This is a genomic window from Streptomyces sp. NPDC047108 (assembly GCF_040643575.1).
Classification (GTDB): domain Bacteria; phylum Actinomycetota; class Actinomycetes; order Streptomycetales; family Streptomycetaceae; genus Streptomyces.
In genome coordinates this window covers 41232-58536 of record NZ_JBEYUP010000006.1, presented here as the reverse complement: position 1 = coordinate 58536, position 17305 = coordinate 41232, and the positions used below count along the sequence as shown (strand labels likewise).

At 73.7% G+C, this 17305-nt stretch carries 18 protein-coding genes and 1 riboswitch; of the genes, 11 read left to right on the top strand and 7 right to left on the bottom strand.

Annotation, left to right across the window (positions count from 1 at the left end):
* Nucleotides 1-125 precede the first annotated feature (125 nt).
* The 4 genes from ABZ822_RS14985 to ABZ822_RS14970 form a co-directional block, all read right to left on the bottom strand.
* Complete coding sequence (locus tag ABZ822_RS14985; protein WP_360852612.1) at nt 126-1670, bottom strand: cobyric acid synthase; 1545 nt, start codon at nt 1668-1670, stop codon at nt 126-128.
* The gene (locus ABZ822_RS14980; RefSeq protein WP_360852609.1) at nt 1667-2740 is read right to left on the bottom strand and encodes a cobalamin biosynthesis protein; all 1074 of its coding nucleotides are present in this window, start codon (nt 2738-2740) and stop codon (nt 1667-1669) included. The genes ABZ822_RS14985 and ABZ822_RS14980 overlap by 4 nt, the downstream gene beginning before the upstream one ends.
* 141 nt (nt 2741-2881) lie before the next feature.
* Nucleotides 2882-3013, bottom strand: a riboswitch (cobalamin riboswitch).
* A gap of 165 nt (nt 3014-3178) precedes the next feature.
* A complete protein-coding gene (locus ABZ822_RS14975; RefSeq protein ID WP_360852606.1) occupies nt 3179-3418 on the bottom strand; it encodes a hypothetical protein in 240 nt (79 codons plus the stop codon).
* 53 nt (nt 3419-3471) lie between these two features.
* Nucleotides 3472-4749, bottom strand: coding sequence for an inorganic phosphate transporter (locus ABZ822_RS14970; RefSeq protein ID WP_360852604.1), 1278 nt, complete (start codon nt 4747-4749; stop codon nt 3472-3474).
* Between the two features lie 202 nt (nt 4750-4951).
* On the opposite strand from ABZ822_RS14970, the gene ABZ822_RS14965 reads away from it, so the two are divergent.
* The 3 genes from ABZ822_RS14965 (at nt 4952) to ABZ822_RS14955 (ending at nt 8778) form a co-directional block, all read left to right on the top strand.
* Nucleotides 4952-5623 carry a class II aldolase/adducin family protein gene (locus tag ABZ822_RS14965; RefSeq protein WP_360852601.1) on the top strand — a complete coding sequence of 224 codons (672 nt, stop codon included), beginning with the start codon at nt 4952-4954 and terminating at the stop codon, nt 5621-5623.
* A gap of 114 nt (nt 5624-5737) precedes the next feature.
* Entirely contained in the window at nt 5738-6865 is a 1128-nt protein-coding gene (locus ABZ822_RS14960) for an alpha/beta fold hydrolase (RefSeq protein ID WP_360852598.1), read from the top strand.
* 386 nt (nt 6866-7251) lie between these two features.
* A complete protein-coding gene (locus tag ABZ822_RS14955) occupies nt 7252-8778 on the top strand; it encodes a hypothetical protein (RefSeq protein WP_360853330.1) in 1527 nt (508 codons plus the stop codon).
* A 214-nt stretch (nt 8779-8992) separates the two neighbouring features.
* On the opposite strand, the gene ABZ822_RS14950 is transcribed toward ABZ822_RS14955, so the two are convergent.
* Nucleotides 8993-9229, bottom strand: coding sequence for an alpha/beta fold hydrolase (locus ABZ822_RS14950; protein WP_360852595.1), 237 nt, complete (start codon nt 9227-9229; stop codon nt 8993-8995).
* Between the two features lie 231 nt (nt 9230-9460).
* On the opposite strand from ABZ822_RS14950, the gene ABZ822_RS14945 reads away from it, so the two are divergent.
* The 3 genes from ABZ822_RS14945 to ABZ822_RS14935 all read left to right on the top strand — a co-directional run bounded on the left by ABZ822_RS14945 (nt 9461) and on the right by ABZ822_RS14935 (nt 12548).
* On the top strand, nt 9461-11059 hold the full coding sequence (locus ABZ822_RS14945) for an ABC-F family ATP-binding cassette domain-containing protein (RefSeq protein ID WP_360852592.1): 1599 nt from the start codon (nt 9461-9463) through the stop codon (nt 11057-11059).
* A gap of 357 nt (nt 11060-11416) precedes the next feature.
* Nucleotides 11417-11638, top strand: a complete 222-nt coding sequence (locus ABZ822_RS14940) for a helix-turn-helix domain-containing protein (protein WP_055472015.1) — start codon at nt 11417-11419, stop codon at nt 11636-11638.
* A 124-nt stretch (nt 11639-11762) separates the two neighbouring features.
* Nucleotides 11763-12548 (top strand): enoyl-CoA hydratase/isomerase family protein, encoded by a 786-nt coding sequence (locus ABZ822_RS14935; RefSeq protein ID WP_360852589.1) that lies wholly within the window; start codon nt 11763-11765, stop codon nt 12546-12548.
* 165 nt (nt 12549-12713) lie between these two features.
* On the opposite strand, the gene ABZ822_RS14930 is transcribed toward ABZ822_RS14935, so the two are convergent.
* Nucleotides 12714-13553: a hypothetical protein gene (locus tag ABZ822_RS14930; RefSeq protein WP_360852586.1), complete on the bottom strand. Its 840-nt coding sequence runs from the start codon at nt 13551-13553 to the stop codon at nt 12714-12716.
* A gap of 194 nt (nt 13554-13747) precedes the next feature.
* Between ABZ822_RS14930 and ABZ822_RS14925 the strand changes: the two genes are divergently transcribed.
* From ABZ822_RS14925 to amaP, 5 genes are read left to right on the top strand one after another with little or no spacing between them, the layout of a single operon-like run.
* Nucleotides 13748-14230 carry an Asp23/Gls24 family envelope stress response protein gene (locus tag ABZ822_RS14925; protein ID WP_360852583.1) on the top strand — a complete coding sequence of 161 codons (483 nt, stop codon included), beginning with the start codon at nt 13748-13750 and terminating at the stop codon, nt 14228-14230.
* Between the two features lie 57 nt (nt 14231-14287).
* Nucleotides 14288-14473, top strand: coding sequence for a hypothetical protein (locus ABZ822_RS14920; protein ID WP_360852580.1), 186 nt, complete (start codon nt 14288-14290; stop codon nt 14471-14473).
* A 6-nt stretch (nt 14474-14479) separates the two neighbouring features.
* Nucleotides 14480-14905, top strand: coding sequence for a hypothetical protein (locus tag ABZ822_RS14915; RefSeq protein ID WP_360852577.1), 426 nt, complete (start codon nt 14480-14482; stop codon nt 14903-14905).
* Nucleotides 14902-15684: a DUF6286 domain-containing protein gene (locus ABZ822_RS14910; protein ID WP_360852575.1), complete on the top strand. Its 783-nt coding sequence runs from the start codon at nt 14902-14904 to the stop codon at nt 15682-15684. Before ABZ822_RS14915 ends, ABZ822_RS14910 begins: the two co-directional genes overlap by 4 nt.
* A 7-nt stretch (nt 15685-15691) precedes the next feature.
* Nucleotides 15692-16291, top strand: coding sequence for an alkaline shock response membrane anchor protein AmaP (gene amaP, locus ABZ822_RS14905; RefSeq protein WP_360852572.1), 600 nt, complete (start codon nt 15692-15694; stop codon nt 16289-16291).
* Between the two features lie 171 nt (nt 16292-16462).
* On the opposite strand, the gene ABZ822_RS14900 is transcribed toward amaP, so the two are convergent.
* Complete coding sequence (locus tag ABZ822_RS14900; protein WP_360852569.1) at nt 16463-17218, bottom strand: SDR family oxidoreductase; 756 nt, start codon at nt 17216-17218, stop codon at nt 16463-16465.
* Nucleotides 17219-17305 lie beyond the last annotated feature (87 nt).

The following is a 17305-nucleotide window of genomic DNA, read 5'->3' as shown; positions in this document are numbered from 1 at the left end:
GCCCCGCACCCCGCATCCCGCACCCCGCGCGCCACGGTCCCGAACACCGTGCACGGCGTTCGCGCCCGGACCCACCGCCGTAGCGCCGTCCGCGCCCGTGCCGCGGGTCGTCCCGCCCCGCCGCGTCATGGCGCCCCCGGAGGGACGAACGGCAGCCCGGACGGAACCCCGTCCTCGATCAGCCGCAGCAGCGCACCGGTGTCCGCGTGCTCCTCGATCAGGTCGCCCAGACGGTCGAGTTGCTCCTCCCGCAGCGCCCCGAACGAGGTGTCCGGCGCCGGTACGAAACGCCGTCCCGACGCCTCGGCCACCCACCGCAGGAACGCGCGGCGGAACCCGTCGCTCTCCAGCGACCCGTGCCAGTGCGTGCCCCGGACGGACCCGGCACGGCAGCCGTCCAGCGCGCGCCCCCGCCCGTCGGTGAAGAACGGCCCGTCCCCGCCCAGCACTTCGGCCACGCCGTGATGGATCTCGTAGCCCTCGACGGGCTCGCCCAGCGCCTCGCCCACGGGCCGCGCCAGGGTCTTCTCCCTGGCGAAACGGACCCGTACGGGCAGCAGTCCGAGCCCGTCGACCGTCCCCGCCCGCGACTCGACATCGTCCTCGATGCGCTCGCCCAGCATTTGGAAGCCGCCGCAGATGCCCAGCACCGGGCGGCCCTCCGCGGCCCTCCGGGCCACCGCCTGCGCGATGCCGCGCTCGCGCAGCCACTCCAGGGCGCGCACCGTGCCGCGGGTGCCCGGGAGCACCACGAGGTCCGCGTCGGCCAGCTCCTCCGGCCGGTCCACGAACCGCACGACCACGCCCGGTTCGGCCGCCAGCGCGTCCACGTCCGTGAAGTTGGACATCAGCGGAACCGCTGCGACCGCCACCCGCAGCACGTCCTCGCCGTGCGGCGGCGCGACCACGGATTCGCGGACCGTGCCGCGCAGCGACACCCGCAGGCCGTCCTCCTCGTCGATGCCGAGGCCGTGCGCGTACGGCAGGACCCCGAGGCTGGGCCGCCCGGTCAGGTCGTACAGCATGTCCAGGCCGGGTTCGAGCAGGCTCACGTCGCCGCGGAACTTGTTGACCAGATAGCCGGCGACGAGGCGTTGGTCCTCGCGTGCGAGCAGCGCGGTCGTCCCGAAGAACGAGGCGAAGACCCCGCCCCGGTCGATGTCCCCGACCACGACCACCGGAAGGCGAGCCGCTCGCGCCAGGCCCATGTTGACGATGTCGGTGCGGCGCAGATTGATCTCGGCGGGGCTCCCGGCCCCCTCGCAGATCACCGCGTCGTAGGAGCCCCGCAGCTCCTCCAGGCACGCCACGACCGTTCCGAGCAGCTCCTCCTGGCGGCCGCCGTGGTAGCGGCTGGCGCTCATCTCGCCCACCGGCTTTCCCAGCAGTACGACTTGGCTGCTGCGGTCGCTGCCGGGCTTGAGCAGGACGGGGTTCATGAGCGCCGTCGGTTCGACGCGGGCGGCGGCGGCCTGCATCGCCTGGGCCCGCCCGATCTCCGCACCCTGCCGCGTCACGAACGAGTTCAGCGACATGTTCTGCGCCTTGAAGGGCGCGACGGCCACGCCCTTGCGCGCCAGCCACCGGCAGATGCCCGCCGTGACGACGCTCTTGCCCGCGTCCGACGTGGTCCCGGCGACCAGCAGGCCCCCGCCCCGTGCGCGCGTCATGCCGATCCCTTCCCGCTGTTCCCCCGGAGCCGTACGCCCCGCAGCCCAGTGCCCGTCCGACGGCCGCGACGGGACGCCGAGGACGCCGTACGGGCCGCACCCGCGGCACGCCCCGGCCTGTCGTCCCGTGCGCACAGCGCCCCCCACACCAGGCGCGCGCCCGCGCACGCCACGAGCGCGAGGACGTTCACGCGCCGGGAGAGCCGTACGGCCCGCTCGATGTCCGCCACCTTCACGGGGCGGTTGCCCTCGCCGAGCACCGGCCGGTGCTCCACGCGCCCGCCGTACGCCAGCGTTCCGCCCAGCCGTACGCCCAGGGCCCCCGCGAACGCCGCCTCCACCGGGCCCGCGTTGGGGCTCGGGTGGCTCCGGGCGTCCCGGCGCAGCACACGCCGGGCGCCGCGCGGGTCCGGGCCCGCCAGGACCGCGAGCGCCGCGGTGAGCCGCGAGCCGGGGAAGCCCACCACGTCGTCCAGACGGGCCGCCGCCCATCCGAACCGGACATGGCGGGGCGACCTGTGACCGACCATCGCATCAAGGGTGTTGACCGCGCGGAAGCCCACGAGACCAGGCACGCCCGCCGCGGCGCCCCACACCAGGGCGCCCACGACCGCGTCCGAGGTGTTCTCGGCGACCGACTCCACGACGGCCCGCGCCATCTGCTGTCCGTCCAGGGCCTGCGGGTCGCGGCCGCACAGATGCGGCAGACGCTCCCGGGCCACCTCCAGGTCCCCGGCCGCCAGGGCGTTGCCAACGGCCCGCGCCTCGCGGCGGAGCGACGTGCCACCCAGCACGGACCAGGTCGCGGCGGCGGTCAGGGCGACTGCCGCGGCGGGGGAGCGGCGCACGGTACGGGACAGCCCGGCCGCGACCGCCGCGGCTCCGCCCGCGCACACCACCGCGTACAGGGCGCCGTGGCCGCGGTGGTCGCGCCACAGGCGGCGCTCGGCGGCGGCAGCGGCCCGCCCGAAGACGGCCACGGGATGGGCGCGCCGGGGGTCGCCGACGACCAGGTCCGCGGCGAAGCCCAGTGCGGCGCCGTACACGAAGGAGGCGTGTTCGGCACGCATCGGATCAGGACGCCGTCACGCCTCGAAGGGAACGGGCGCGGCGGTGACACGGCACGGGAACTCTGGGCGTACGACGGCGGCCGGGCATGCGACATGTCCTCACTCAGGGTCCGCGCCCTGGCTCGACGTGACCGGCGGTGAGAGTCTCCTGGCTTCCGGATCGGCGCGACCCCCGGCCTTCCAACCCGCCGCTGCGGGCCGTGACTTCTGGGGTGGGGGAGCGCTCCCCGGTGACAGTGGCGGGACCGCGCCGGATTCGCACCGGCTTCCTCTCCTGCCGCCGTTTGGCTCGGGCAGTCCACCACGGTCCGCGAACAGCCGTCAACTGAGCTGTGACCTGCGAGATGAGGCCCACAGCAGCGCGGTCCGGGAACGGCTGTGCCGTTCCCGGACCGCGGAGGTGACCGGTGTGCCGCCGCCCGTACGGCAAACGGGTCGTCAGGCGACGATCAGATACAGGCCGTAGGCGACGGCCGCCGCGCACAGCCCGTAGCAGACGTACGCGCCGATACGGGCCGGGACGCTCGGAGCGGCGGTGGCCGCGACCGTGCCGTCCGGCTGCGTCTCCGCCTTCCGGGAACTGCCGACGATGCCGAGCGTGAACACGCCCACGATGCCGACGGTGACCACCAGGCTGACGCCGAAGACCTGGCCGAGTGCTGCCCAGTCGATGTCCATGCGGATGCTTCCTTCTTAACGCTGTCGAGTCGCGTGCCGGACCGGGCCGGCGCTCAGACCGAGACCTTGGAGCCGCTGGACGAGCGGGGCTCGCCGACCTTGGCGGCCTCGTCCGTCCCGGACGTCTCCGGCTGCTCCGCGGAGCCCGTGCCCGATCCCGAACCGCCCAGCGGCGGCGGGGTGACGGACCGGATGGCGGCGGTGATGACCCCGACCGGCTCCTCCGGGATCTCGGCGTCGTTGACGTTGGTGTGGTCGACCGGGCGGCGCCGGGAGGCGACCCAGATCGCGCCGCAGGCGAGGAGCGCCAGGACGGCCACGGCGGCGACCCCCGCGGTCCCCTGCTCGGCGAGCAGTGCCGCCGCCGCGCCGACCAGGCCCGCGGCCGGAAGCGTCAGCCCCCAGGCGACGAACATCCGGCCGGCCGTGGACCAGCGCACCACGCCGCCCTTGCGGCCGAGCCCCGAGCCCATGACCGCACCGGAGCAGACCTGGGTGGTGGAGAGGGCGAAGCCGAGGTGCGAGGAGGACAGGATGGTGACCGCGGCGCCGGTCTGGGCGGCGAAGCCCTGCGGCGGCTGGATGTCGGTCAGGCCCTTGCCCATGGTGCGGATGATCCGCCAGCCGCCCAGGTACGTGCCGAGCGCGATGGCGAGACCGGCGGAGACGATGACCCACATCGGCGGGTCGGCGTCCGGCGCGAGCGCGCCGCCGGTGATCAGCGCCAGGGTCATCACACCCATGGTCTTCTGCGCGTCGTTCGTGCCGTGGGCCAGGGAGACGAGCGCGGCCGAGGCGATCTGGCCGGCGCGGTAGCCCTTGGCGGTGGCCTTCGGGTCGGCCTTGCGGGCCGCGCGGTAGGTGAGGCGGGTGGCCAGCAGCGTGGCCAGACCGGCGACGATCGGTGCGGCGACCGCCGGGATGAGGACCTTCATGACGACCTCGTCGGCGTGGACGGCGCCGAAGCCGACCGAGGCCACGGTCGCGCCGATCAGGCCGCCGAAGAGGGCGTGCGAGGAGCTGGACGGGAGTCCTGCGAGCCAGGTCAGGAGATTCCAGACGATGGCACCCACCAGGCCCGCGAAGATGACTTCGGGCCGAATGCCGGATTCGTCGATGATGCCTTTGGAGATCGTCGCTGCGACCTCGACCGAGAGGAACGCGCCGACGAGGTTCAGGGCCGCCGACATCGCCACCGCGCTCTTGGGCTTCATCGCCCCGGTGGAGATGGTGGTGGCCATGGCGTTGGCGGTGTCGTGGAAGCCGTTCGTAAAGTCGAACACCAAGGCCGTGATGATCACGATCCCGATGAGAAGCGTGATGTGTTCCATTCACCCAGGCAATCAGCTCGATGGTCAGTGGCACGGTGACCGTAGGGACGGCGAGTGAACGGAAGATGAACTGAACGCGGCGCTCGGGTGCTGCTGTCCTGCGATGGGCAGTTCTCGGCCGAATGTACGGAGATTCAGCCTCCCTGGTGACGGCTGTCTCGCCCAACGCTGTGAAACAGATCACTGACTTCGAGGTGAACGCATGGAATCGCTGGAACGGCCGACGCCGGTGAACGAGGCCTGGGCCGACCTGGTCGCCACGGCCCGCCGCACCGTTGCCGACGGCCTGGTGGTCGGCACCTCGGGCAACGTCTCCGTACGGGTCGGGGACATCGTGCTCGTCACCCCGACCGGGGTCCCGTACGAACGGCTGGCCGCCCAGGACGCGACCGCCGTCGACCTCTCCGGGCGCCAGATCCTCGGCGAGCTGAAGCCCACCAGCGAACTGCCCATGCATCTTGCCGTCTACCGCACCACCGCGGCCACGGCGATCGTCCACACCCACGCCGTCCACGCCACGGCCGTCTCCACGCTCGTGACCGAGCTGCCGCCCATCCACTACCTGACGGCCACGCTCGGCGGCCCCGCGCGCGTCGCTCCCTACGCGCTGTACGGCAGCGACGAATTGGCCGAGAACATGCTGTCCGCCCTCCGCGACCGCAGCGCCTGCCTGCTGCAGAACCACGGCACCGTGGCGTACGGGGCGAGCCTCGACGAGGCGTACGACCGCACCGCGAACCTGGAGTGGATGTGCCGCGTCTGGCTGGCCGCGCACGGCGTGCCGGGGCGCGAGCCCAGCCTGCTGTCGCCGGAACGGCTCGCGGAGGCGGGGGAGAAGCTCCGCGGCTACGGCCAGTCCGGCGGCGCGGGCTGACACCGGAGGGCCAGGGGGCCAGGGCGGGCGTGAGAGGGCCGGAGGGCGAAGCCCCGCTCCCGGACGGTGTCATCCCGCTGGCCGCGCGCCCCGCGGCCGACCACACTGGGACGGATGCGCCTGCGTTCTGCGGCGGCCGCGGCCGCCACCACCGTGCTCGGTGCCGGAGCCGCCGCCGTGGCGGCCGGACGGTACGCCTGTGACGCTGCCCTGAAACCGGCGCGCACCCGCCCGTTGCCGGCCGACCCGCCCCTCACCGTGCACGCCGCGGACGGCGACCGGGTCACCCTGACCCGCAGTCTGGCGTCCGTGCGGCCGGGCACGTACGGGCTGACCGGAGGCGAGTCCCACGCCGTCGTCGGACCCGTCGTGGACTCCGCGCCGCACCCGCCCGACTGCGTCGTGCGCCGTCTCGAAGGGGTCACGCACGGCGCGCTGAAGCAGGGCGCGCGCCTCTACCTCACCCCGCAGGTCCACATCGGCAACCCGCGCGACGCGCTCGGGCTGGACCACGCCGACGTCGACGTGCCCGGTGAACTCGGCCCGCTGCCCGCCTGGTTCGTACCGGGCGCCCGCGACACCTGGGTCATCACCGTGCACGGCCTCGGCACCACCCGCGAACACCCCATGGTGGCCCTGCCCTTCCTGCACCAGCAGGGCGTCCCCGTGCTCGACCTCGCCTACCGCGGCGACCTCGGCGCCCCGCGTCCCCCGGACGGCATCGGCCACCTAGGCGACACGGAGTGGCGCGACCTGGACGCGGCGATCCGCTACGCGGTGCGGTACGGCGCCGAGACCGTCGTGCTGTACGGCTGGTCGACGGGCGCCACGATGGCCCTCCATGCCGCTGCCCGGTCAGCCCTGCGCACCCGGATCAAGGGCCTGGTGCTCGACTCGCCGGTCCTCGACTGGCGCGCCACCGTACGCGCCCTCGCCTCGGCGGACGGCACCCCGGGGCTGCTGCTCCCGCTGGCCGTCCGCGCCGCCCAAGGGCGTACGGGACTGGACGGCGGGCCGCTGACCGGATCCTTCGACCCCGCGCGGATGACCGTACCGACGCTGATCCTGCACGGACCCGACGACGGCATCGCCCCGTGGGGTCCCTCGCAGGAGCTCGCCGACGCCCGGCCCGACCTCGTCACGCTCCACACGGTCGACCACGCGCCGCACGCGTCCATGTGGAACGCGGACCAGGAGGGGTACGAGGAGACGCTCCGGCGCTTCCTGACACCCCTCATGTAGTCCCGCGCCTTGCGATGCCGTCCCCGCCGGGCCGGGTGGGCGCTTGCCCGATGCCTGCCCGATTCCTGCTCGGCGCTTGCTCGAGGCTTGCTCGACACCTGCTCGTAGCCCCGCCCGCCGCGCGCCCTTCCCCGTGCGGGGGACACCGGTCCCCGAGATGTGACGCCCGTACGGTCACGGGTTCCCGGGGCCGTGCCCTGCGCGACGACGTGCCCGCGGGCCGTGCGCACCCGCAGGTCGGAGCCACCGCGCGGCCGGTGCACGGAGCCCGCCGGATACGTGCGGCCGGATTCCGATTGGGCTTTCCGGCCGCCAGCGGGAAGACTGCCCCCGTGACGTCCCGTACCCCGCGCGACTCCCGGCTCCGCCTCGTCCCCCGCCGACCGATGACCGCCGCCCGCCGGGCCGTGCCGAACCGGCGCCCCCGCACCGCGCCGCGGCCGCCCGAGGGCACACCGCCGCGGGCCGAACTCGCGCGCCAGGCGCGGGCGGAGCTCGCCGACGCGGTACGGATCGCGCGCTGGGCGGACACGGAGTGCGGCCGCGGTGCCTGTCTGCCGCCCGGAGACAGCGGCACGCTCAGCGCCGAGGCGGCCGAAAGCGCCGCGGCGTCGCTGAAGCTGACGCCGCACCAGGTGCAGGCCGACTGGGACCGGGCGCGCCTCGCCGGACTCGTCGAACTGCACGGTGACACCGCCCGCTCCGGCTGGCGGCTGCAGGCCTGGGACCGCGACGACGGTGCGGTGCTCCGCGGCTGGGTCGCGCTGTTCGACGCCTGGTCCATCGCGCACCCCGCGCCCTCCGCCTTCGCGCCCGCGCCCGTGGCCGAGGTCGTCGAGGCCGTGCCGCAGCTGCTGTCCCTGCTGCAGCTCTCCGAGGGCGCCTTCCTGGTCTCGGCGCTCCAGGACCTGCTGGAGCAGCGCATCGCGGAACTGCGCACCGAGCGCTGCGAAGTGCCCTACGGCGGCGGCATTCCCGAGCCGCGCGCGGCGGCCGAAGCCGCCGTCCCGGACGGTGTGGTCCGCCACCCCGGAGTCGGGACGTTCGGAGCGGGGACGCCCGGAGCACGCACGCCCGAAGCACCACCCCAGCTCCGGACGCCCGAGCCCCGCACGCCCGATGGCCGTGCGCCGGAGGCCGGTCCTCCGGCGGCCGGGACCCCTGAAGCCGGGACGCCCGCCGCCGAAGGCCCGCCGTCCGGGGCGCTGCTGGACTGGGCCCTGGACGCCCTGGTCAGCGTCGGCGCCCTGACCGTGGGCGACGGCCAGGCCCGGCTCACCCCGCTCGGCAACTGGGCGGTGTGGGTCAAGCTGGAGCAGATCTGCGTGGCCGCGCAGAGCCCCGCAGGGAACATCGAGCGGTCCGCCGAGGACATGCTGCGCGGCTGCGCCCGCCTCACCCCGGGCCCCGCGCGGGACGAGTACCGGGCCTGGCTCGCCGCCCGCCCCAGCGGCAGCGCCGTCTCCGAACTCCTCGACGCCGCCCGTGGGGACGACGCCCTGCTGCGAGGGCTCGCCTTCGAGGCGCTGCGCGTCGTCGGTGCGCCCGCCGAGCCCGCCGTGCGGTCCGTCGTCGACGAACCGGGCCTGCGCCCCTACGCGTTGATGTGGCTCGCCGAGCAGGAAGGCGTCGACCCGGACGACCCGCTCGCGGTACTCACCCGCGAAGAGGCCACCTGGCTGTGGATCGACACCGCGGCCGCCGTCGCCGACCACGGCGAAGCGCCCCTGCTCGTACGGCACTTGGACTCCGCCGTGCAGGGCACGGTCCCGGCGTTGCTTCAGGAGGTACGGGCCGTCGGCCACCCCCGTACGGTGCAGGTGCTGGTTGCCCTCGCCGCCGCGCACCCCGACCCTGCGCTCGCCAAGGCCGTGCGCAGGGCGGCCTTCCAGGTGCACACCGGAGAGGCGTAGCGGCGGCCGACGCCACTCCACCGGGGCCGGACACGGCACCCCGGTTCAGAGCACGTCGGCGTGAATCCTCACCAGGAAGTCGAGGATCGGCCCGCCGTGATGCGCTCCGGCCGGTCGATCGCCGCCCGGATCGCCTGGTCGAGCCGAGCCCCGTGCCGCCGACGGCCGCGTGCCCCGCGCCCGCCCGGTCGAGCAGCGCGAACACGTCGTTCGTTTACTGCTGCCAGGTGTGGCGGGAGGGGTCGGCGCACACCGGCGTCCCGTAGCCGCGGATGTCCGGCAGGAGCACGGTGAAGCGGTCACGGAGGCGACGCGCGAGCGGCAGCAGGCTCCAGCGGTCGGGACCTCCGGCGTGCAGGAGGACGACGACCGGACCCTCGCCCAGGGCCGTGCCGCCCGCCGCGGGGCGTTCGTGCCGCCGACGAGCCGGAGTATGCGTGAAACACGTCACGTCGGCTCGCCGCGCCTCACGGCGACGGCCCTCCTCAGCGGCGGCACGGGGGTGTTCGGCCCGGAAAAGCAGTTGCAAGGCACCGCTAGACTTCCTCTCATGGCAATTCTCCTTGTGCATTAGACGGCGTCGCCGCTCCGCCGACGCCGCCCGGCCCCCTGCCGGTGCGCTGCGTGCGCGGCCGTCCCACCCCCCGCCCGACGCCCTCTTCTGCTGCCCTGGAGTCTTTCCGTGATCACCGCCACCGGCCTCGAGTTGCGCGCCGGCGCCCGCATCCTCATCGAGTCCGCCTCCTTCCGTATCGCCAAGGGCGACCGCATCGGTCTCGTCGGGCGCAACGGCGCCGGCAAGACCACCCTCACGAAGGTCCTCGCGGGCGAGGGCATCCCCGCCTCGGGCACCGTCACGCGCGGCGGCGAGGTCGGGTACCTCCCGCAGGACCCGCGCACCGGCGACCTCGACGTCATGGCCCGCGACCGCATCCTCTCCGCGCGCGGCCTGGACACCGTGCTGCGCCGCATGCGCGAGAACGAGGAGCGGATGTCCACCGGCCAGGGGGCCACCCGCGAGCGCGCGATGAAGAAGTACGAGCGCCTGGAGACCGAGTTCCTGACCAAGGGCGGGTACGCGGCCGAGGCCGAGGCCGCGACCATCGCCGCCAGCCTGAACCTCCCTGACCGGGTGCTCAGCCAGCCCCTGCACACCCTCTCCGGCGGTCAGCGCCGCCGCGTCGAGCTGGCCCGGATCCTCTTCTCGGACGCCGACACCCTGCTGCTCGACGAGCCCACGAACCACCTCGACGCCGACTCGATCTTCTGGCTGCGGGACTTCCTCAAGACCTACCGCGGCGGTTTCGTGGTCATCTCCCACGACATCCAGCTCGTCGAGACGGTCGTCAACAAGGTCTTCTACCTGGACGCCAACCGCTCGCAGATCGACATCTACAACATGGGCTGGAAGAAGTACCTCCAGCAGCGCGAGGACGACGAGAAGCGCCGCAAGCGCGAGCGCGCCAACGCCGAGAAGAAGGCCGCGGCCCTCAATTCCCAGGCCGACAAGATGCGGGCCAAGGCCACCAAGACCGTGGCCGCCCAGAACATGGCCCGCCGCGCCGAGAAGCTCCTGTCCGGGCTGGAGGACGAGCGCCGCAGCGACAAGGTCGCCAAGCTGCGCTTCCCCGACCCCGCGCCCTGCGGCAGGACGCCGCTCACCGCCGAGGGGCTGTCCAAGTCCTACGGCTCGCTGGAGATCTTCACCGACGTCGACCTGGCCATCGACAAGGGGTCCCGGGTCGTGATCCTGGGCCTCAACGGCGCGGGAAAGACGACGCTGCTGCGGCTGCTGGCCGGGGTCGAGCAGCCCGACACCGGGATGGTCACGCCCGGCCACGGCCTCAAGCTCGGCTACTACGCGCAGGAGCACGAGACCCTGGACCCGGACCGCACGGTCCTGGAGAACATGAGGTCGGCCGCCCCGGACATGGATCTCGTCGAGATCCGCAAGACGCTGGGCTCGTTCCTCTTCTCCGGCGACGACGTGGACAAGCCCGCGTCCGTCCTGTCCGGCGGTGAGAAGACCCGGCTCGCGCTGGCCACCCTCGTGGTGTCCTCGGCCAACGTGCTCCTCCTCGACGAGCCCACCAACAACCTCGACCCCGCCAGCCGCGAGGAGATCCTCGGCGCGCTGCGCACTTTCACCGGGGCCGTGGTGCTGGTGACGCACGACGAGGGCGCGGTGGACGCGCTCCATCCGGAGCGGATCATCCTGCTGCCCGACGGCGTCGAGGACCTGTGGGGGGACGACTACGCGGATCTCGTCGCGCTCGCCTGATCCACTTCGGCTTCGTCACCTGATCCACTTCGTATGGATCATTCGGCCTAGGCGTGATCCGTCATCTGAGTGAGTCAAGGTCATCATCCGGCGCGCCGCCTCGGTCGGCCCCGCCCGTCGTGGTCCAGACCTCCGCCGGTCGGATGGCGACCGAGGCTGCCTGCGCTGACCTGGACGTTCTTGACCGACTGCACACAGTGACGATGTCCGCGCTGCACGGAATCGCTGAGTCCGATTGTGGCTGTGCGCTGCGACGGCGCGAAGCTCGTCGCAGAGACCTTGCCGAATGGGTGGCCAGACGGCCCCCTAGGGGTGATCATGAGAAGTCCAGAGCGCACTTCCCATGAGGAGGCACGGGTGGCCGAGACTCTGAAGAAGGGCAGCCGGGTGACCGGCTCCGCGCGCGAAAAGCTCGCGGCTGACCTGAAGAAGAAGTACGACTCCGGTGCGAGCATCCGAGCGCTGGCCGAGGAGACCGGTCGCTCGTATGGGTTCGTTCACCGGATGCTGAGCGAGTCCGGGGTGACCCTCCGTGGTCGTGGTGGAGCCACTCGGGGCAAGAAGGCTCCCGCCTCCTGACGAGGCACCCCCGGCAGGAATTGGGCAGTGCCACCCGGTCGGTCCGCCGATCGCCCGGGTGGTTACTGTGCAGTAGGGTCGACCCGATCGTCGACCCGCGACTGCGGCCCATCCGGAGGCACCCATGACCCTGCTGGACAAGGACGGCGTACGGCTCACCGTCGACGACGCGGCAACCGTCGCCACGGTGACCCTCGCGAACCCCGACAAGCGCAACGCCCAATCGCCCGCCCTGTGGCGTGCGTTGACCGAGGCCGGACGCATCCTGCCGGGCAGCGTCCGTGTGGTCGTGCTGCGCGGTGAGGGCAAGTCCTTCTCGGCGGGGCTCGACCGGCAGGCGTTCACGCCGGAGGGCTTCGACGGCGAACCGTCGTTCATCGACCTCGCGCGCGGTTCCGACGCCGATCTGGACGCGACCATCGCCGAGTACCAGGAGGCGTTCACCTGGTGGCGGCGGAACGACGTCGTCTCCGTCGCCGCGGTGCAGGGGCATGCCATCGGCGCGGGCTTCCAGCTCGCGCTCGGCTGTGACCTCCGCGTCGTCGCCGACGATGTGCAGTTCGCGATGCGCGAGACCAGCCTCGGCCTGGTCCCCGACCTGGCCGGCACGCACCCGCTCGTCGGGCTCGTGGGCTACGCCCGCGCCCTGGAGATCTGCGTCACCGGGCGCTTCGTCCAGGCCGAGGAAGCCGAGCGCACCGGCCTCGCCAACCTCGTCGTGCCGGCCGCCGAACTCGATGGCGCGGTGGCGGACCTGACGGCAGCGCTGCTCGCCGCACCCCGTGATGCCGTGGTCGAGACGAAGGCGCTGCTGCGCGGTACGGCGGAGCGCACGTACGAGGAGCAGCGGGTGGCCGAGCGGGGTGCGCAGGCCCGGCGCCTCCGTGACCTCGCGGGTGCCGGCGACTGAGCGACGTCGTCAACGGGGCCTGAATTCAAGGGAGTTGAGCGGATGCCCCGGGCGGGTGTCCGACGAGACGAGCGCTCCTGCCGGGCGCATCGGTGACCGCGCCCCCCGGTCGCCCGCGCCCTCATCACAGCGACGCCGATCCGGGGCGGGGGACCCCCGCCCGGATCACGGCTGCTCCACCGCGGTGACGACGACGGCGACGCTCACCAGGGCGGCCGTGTCGGCAGCGGCCGCGGCGGTCACGGCCGAGCGCACGGAGCGGGTGACGTCCAGCGCGCGATGGCCGAGCGCGGTCGCCAACTGCACCTCGACATGGCGCCGTTGGGGCTCGTCCTCGTCGTGGAACCGTACGGCGCGGGCGAGTCCGCCGAGCGCCGGGGCGAGCCGGGTCACGCCCGGGACGGCGAGGACGGCATCGGTCACGTGGCGTACGGTGCCGGGCTCCGCCCCTCCGCGCTGTGAGCCCTCGTCGTCCGGTGTGCTCCGGCCGGCCGGCGCCGTGGTGTCCCCGTCCCGGCCGCCGAGGTGCGCGTCCCGACCGTGCTCGATGCCCTCCCGCTCGTCCCGTCCTCGGCTGTCCGGATCCGGCGGCTCCCCGGGGCCCGGCTCGCCGTCCAGCAGATCGGTGACACGGAGGTCGACGGCCTTCACTTCCAGTCCGAGGTCGTGCTCGGCGGCCGCCAGCAGCAGCTCACGCAGCCGCTCCGCCGTGGCCGGGAGCGACTGACGCGTCCACGCCGCGAACTCCGCCTCCACGCGAAGCGGTCCCGGCGGCAGCGCACTCGCCGGTGGCGGCACCTCGGGCTTGCCGGACGCGCCGGGGTCGGCGAGGGAGAGCCGGATCCGGCCGGTCCGTACGCCGTGCAGCCCGTCTGCGGCCCGGCGCAGCACCCCGGCCGCGGCCCGCTCCGTGATCCACGTGCCGTCGCTTGGTTCACCGAGCGGCAGGATCCTTCCCAGCCCCAGCTGTTGCCGCACGGCGTCGGTCCACACGTCCGTGACCACCGGGCCTCACTTTCCTCGGCTCCTGCACAGCGCATCAGTTTCACCGGCCGGTTCGCCGTCCCGCGACCCGCCGGTACGGGGTACAGCGTGCCGTCCCACGCCTGCCCCGTCCCCGGAGCGGCACGAAAGATTCACACTTAATGTGGGCAAAGAAGCAATATCGCGCTTCTCACCTCGGAAGGGATGGCCCGGACATGCCCGAGACCGCTCAGCGGAAACGGACCGAGACACCCGAATCCCCGTCCGCGAGCGAGCCCGCCAAGAAGCCGCTGGGCACCGCGCGAGGTGGAGGGGATCCGGCCACCCGTGGCCGTACCACCATCGCCGACGGGGTGGTGGAGAAGATCGCCGCTCTCGCGGCCCGTGACGTCTTCGGCGTCCACGCGCTCGGCGGCTCCCGCACCTTCGGCGCCGTGCGCGACCGGGTGCCGGGCGGGAAGCCGCAGCTCACCCGCGGGGTCCGGGCCGAGGTCGGTGAGGTGCAGACGGCGCTCGACATGGAGATCGTCGTCGACTACGGGGTGTCGATCGCCGACGTCTCCCGGGCCGTACGGGAGAACGTGATCTCCGCGGTGGAACGCATGGCAGGTCTCGAGGTCGTCGAGGTCAACATCGCGGTCAGCGATGTGAAGCTGCCCGACGAGGAGGACGAGGAAGAGGGGCCGCGCATCCAGTAGCCGCAGCCGGAGGGGACGGACCGCCGCACGGCGCAGGCACGACCGAAGGAGCGCACGATGAGCATGGCCCTGATCGGCATGATCGCCGGCATGGCGCTGGGTTTCGCCGGATACTTCGGCGGGTTCGGTGCGTTCCTGCTGGTGGGGGCGCTGGGCATCGTCGGACTCGTGGTCGGCCGGCTTCTCGAGGGCGACCTGGAGCTCGGCGACTTCTTCCGTCCCCGCGACGACAGGCGGCGGTGAGCGGCGGTGCCGGAGGAGCCCGTCGCGGCGGCGGAGCCGGTGCGCGGGCCCGTGGCCGCAGGGGAGCGGGGGGACACCCGTATCGCGGACCGGGTCGTCGCGAAGATCGCCGCGCGTGCCGCCAAGGAGGCGCTGGAAGGAGCCCCGGCGGCGCAGTGGGTGCCCGCGGAGCGCAGGCCGCACGCGACGGTCTCCCTGCGTCGCGCACCGGATCAGGGCGGGGCGCTGCCTCCGTTCGGTGAGGCGCGGATCCGGATCGCCGTGGAGCTGGGCTATCCCTGCGACATCGGTGCGCAGTGCGGAGTCGTGCGTCGTGACGTCATGGAGCGGGTACGTGCCCTGGCGGGCATGGACGTGCCCGAGGTCTCCGTGTCCGTGGAACGGCTGCACTCCGAGCAGTCGCGGGCCACGGAGCAGGGGAGGGTCACATGAGCGACCGCGCCCCGGACGCGGACGACGCGGCCGGGTCCACAGGCAGTACGCGGCGCATGCCGATCGTGGAGCGCGCCCCCGGCCCGGGCGACGCCCCCGGCCCGGGCGACGACCCCGGCTCGGACCGGGCGTCCGGCTCCGGCCGCCGATCCGCGTCGGGCGGGGGATCCGACCTGGAGCAGTCCTCCTCCGCGGCCGACTACGAGGGCGCGAACACGGACGGCAAGCCGCGCAGGTTCTGGTCCGAGCGCCGAGGCCCGGCGGTCGCCGTGGCCGCCGTCGCGACGGCGGCTCTCGGCCTCGCCCTCTACGACGTCGCCGCCGTGCGCTCCGGCCGGACGGCGATGGAGTGGCGCCGCGGGCTCGCCGACGGACTCGCGGAACAGCCGCTGGACGGCGGCTGGATGATCGGCGGAGCGGCCGCCGCGACGGCGATCGGGCTGTGGCTGCTGCTGCTCGTGCTCACCCCCGGCCTGCGGGGGCTGCTCACCATGCGCAGGCCCGCGAACGTCAGGGGTGGCGACGACGTCCGCGCGGGACTCCACCGGGCCGCGGCCGTGCTCGTCCTCCGCGACCGGGCGATGGAGGTGTCCGGCGTCCAGACCGTACGCGTCGGTGTCAGCCGACGCCGCGTCAAGGTCCGCGCCACGGCCCACTTCCGCGACCTCGACACGGTGCGCACCGATCTGGGCGCCGCCCTGGCCGTCGGCCTCGACGAACTCGGCCTGGTCCGGCCGCTCGCCCTGTCCGTTCACGTACGACGTCCGGCGAAGAGGTGACGGGACGATGCTGAGGATCATCAACCGCGTCCTGCTCGGCCTGCTCGGACTGGCGCTCTTCGTGCTGGGCGGATCCATTCTGGTCACCGGGCTGGACCTGCCGCGGCACTGGGGATTCGAGCTGCCGGGCTGGTGGCCGTTCACCGGACCGGACGACGTCCTGCTGAGTGAGGCCGACCGTACCCGGTACCGCGGCGACGGGTGGTGGTGGCCGACCGTGTTCGCGGTGCTCACCGTCCTGCTCGTGCTGATGCTGTGGTGGTTCCTGGCCCAACTGCGGCGTCGCCGCCTGCGCGAGGTGCTCGTGGACAGCGGGGACGGCGCGGGCGCACTGCTCCGGGGACGGGCCATGGAGCAGGTGCTGAACGCGGAGGCGGAGTCGCTCGACGGTGTCTCCCGGGCGCAGATGGTGCTGACGGGCCGCCGCCGTACGCAGCCCGAGGCGCACGGCGCGCTCCTCCTGGAACCCCATGCCGCCCCCGCCGACGCACTGGGCCGCCTGACCGCGGAGGCCTTGGCCCATGCCCGCGACTCCGCGGGACTGGACCGTCTCCCGGCGGAGTTCCACTTCCGCGCGGTGCGCCACTCCGCGGACCGCGTCCTCTGACGGCGGCACGGACCCGGACGCGGCGCCGGTACGCCCCGCCGGTCACGTCCCCGCGGCCCCGGGCGGGCGTGGGCACAGCACCGCGCCGCCCCGCCCGAATCCGCCCACGGACCGGGCAGCCGGGTCGGCGGGCGCGCAACGCGATCGCGGCCCGTGCGGCGGCGCCGCCGGTCAGAAGCCGTGCCGTGATCCGCCGTCGACCGGGAGCATCACTCCCGTGATGTAGGACGCGGCGGGGGAGAGGAGGAACGCCGCGGCCTTCCCGAACTCGTCCGGTCTGCCGTACCGCCGGAGCGGGACGGCCGCCGACGTGCGCGCCCGGGCCGCCTCCGGGTCGCCGGAGAGCGCGTCGAGCTCCCGGATCCGGTCGGTGTCGATACGGCCAGGCAGCAGCCCGACCACCCGGATCCCGCGCGGCCCCAGCTCCACGGACAAGGACTTGGCGAAGCCCGCGAGCCCCGGCCGCAGGCCGTTGGAGATCGTCAGCATGGGGATCGGCTCATGGACGGAGCCGGAGAGGACGAAGCCGATCACGCCGCCCTCGGAGAGCTCGGCCGCGGCGGTCCGCGCGAGCCGTACGGCACCGAGGAAGACGGACTCGAAGGCCGCACGCCACTGCTCGTCCGTGGTGTCCGCGCCCGTCCCGGGAGGCGGGCCGCCCACGCTGATCAGGACACCGTCGAATCGGCCGAAGCGGGCGCGGGCCGTGGCGATGAGGCGCTCGGCCACATCCGGATCGGCGTTGTCCGCCGCGACGGCGGCCGCGTCGGGCCCGAACTCCGCCGCCGCCTCCGTGACGGCCTGCTCGTCGCGGCTGCTGAGCACCACCTTCGCCCCGCCGCCGACGAGTTCGCGCGCGGCGGCCAGGCCCAGCCCGCGCGAGGCGCCGGTGACGACGTACACCCGGTCCTTCAGTTCAAGATCCATGCCCCACATGGTGACCCATCGCCCGGCGACGACGCGAGGCCTGTGGACGACCGTCGGCGGGCGCACCGGAGGGAGGCCGGCAAGGCC

Excerpts from the sequence above, each read along its gene's own strand:
- ABZ822_RS14925 (WP_360852583.1), top strand. The coding sequence starts at position 13,748 with ATGCCCGAGACCGCTCAGCGGAAACGGACCGAGACACCCGAATCCCCG.
- ABZ822_RS14980 (WP_360852609.1), bottom strand. The coding sequence starts at position 2,740 with ATGCGTGCCGAACACGCCTCCTTCGTGTACGGCGCCGCACTGGGCTTC.
- ABZ822_RS14965 (WP_360852601.1), top strand. The coding sequence starts at position 4,952 with ATGGAATCGCTGGAACGGCCGACGCCGGTGAACGAGGCCTGGGCCGAC.
- ABZ822_RS14920 (WP_360852580.1), top strand. The coding sequence starts at position 14,288 with ATGAGCATGGCCCTGATCGGCATGATCGCCGGCATGGCGCTGGGTTTC.
- ABZ822_RS14985 (WP_360852612.1), bottom strand. The coding sequence starts at position 1,670 with ATGACGCGCGCACGGGGCGGGGGCCTGCTGGTCGCCGGGACCACGTCG.
- ABZ822_RS14960 (WP_360852598.1), top strand. The coding sequence starts at position 5,738 with ATGCGCCTGCGTTCTGCGGCGGCCGCGGCCGCCACCACCGTGCTCGGT.
- ABZ822_RS14975 (WP_360852606.1), bottom strand. The coding sequence starts at position 3,418 with ATGGACATCGACTGGGCAGCACTCGGCCAGGTCTTCGGCGTCAGCCTG.
- ABZ822_RS14935 (WP_360852589.1), top strand. The coding sequence starts at position 11,763 with ATGACCCTGCTGGACAAGGACGGCGTACGGCTCACCGTCGACGACGCG.
- ABZ822_RS14955 (WP_360853330.1), top strand. The coding sequence starts at position 7,252 with ATGACCGCCGCCCGCCGGGCCGTGCCGAACCGGCGCCCCCGCACCGCG.
- ABZ822_RS14910 (WP_360852575.1), top strand. The coding sequence starts at position 14,902 with ATGAGCGACCGCGCCCCGGACGCGGACGACGCGGCCGGGTCCACAGGC.
- amaP (WP_360852572.1), top strand. The coding sequence starts at position 15,692 with ATGCTGAGGATCATCAACCGCGTCCTGCTCGGCCTGCTCGGACTGGCG.
- ABZ822_RS14970 (WP_360852604.1), bottom strand. The coding sequence starts at position 4,749 with ATGGAACACATCACGCTTCTCATCGGGATCGTGATCATCACGGCCTTG.
- ABZ822_RS14900 (WP_360852569.1), bottom strand. The coding sequence starts at position 17,218 with ATGGATCTTGAACTGAAGGACCGGGTGTACGTCGTCACCGGCGCCTCG.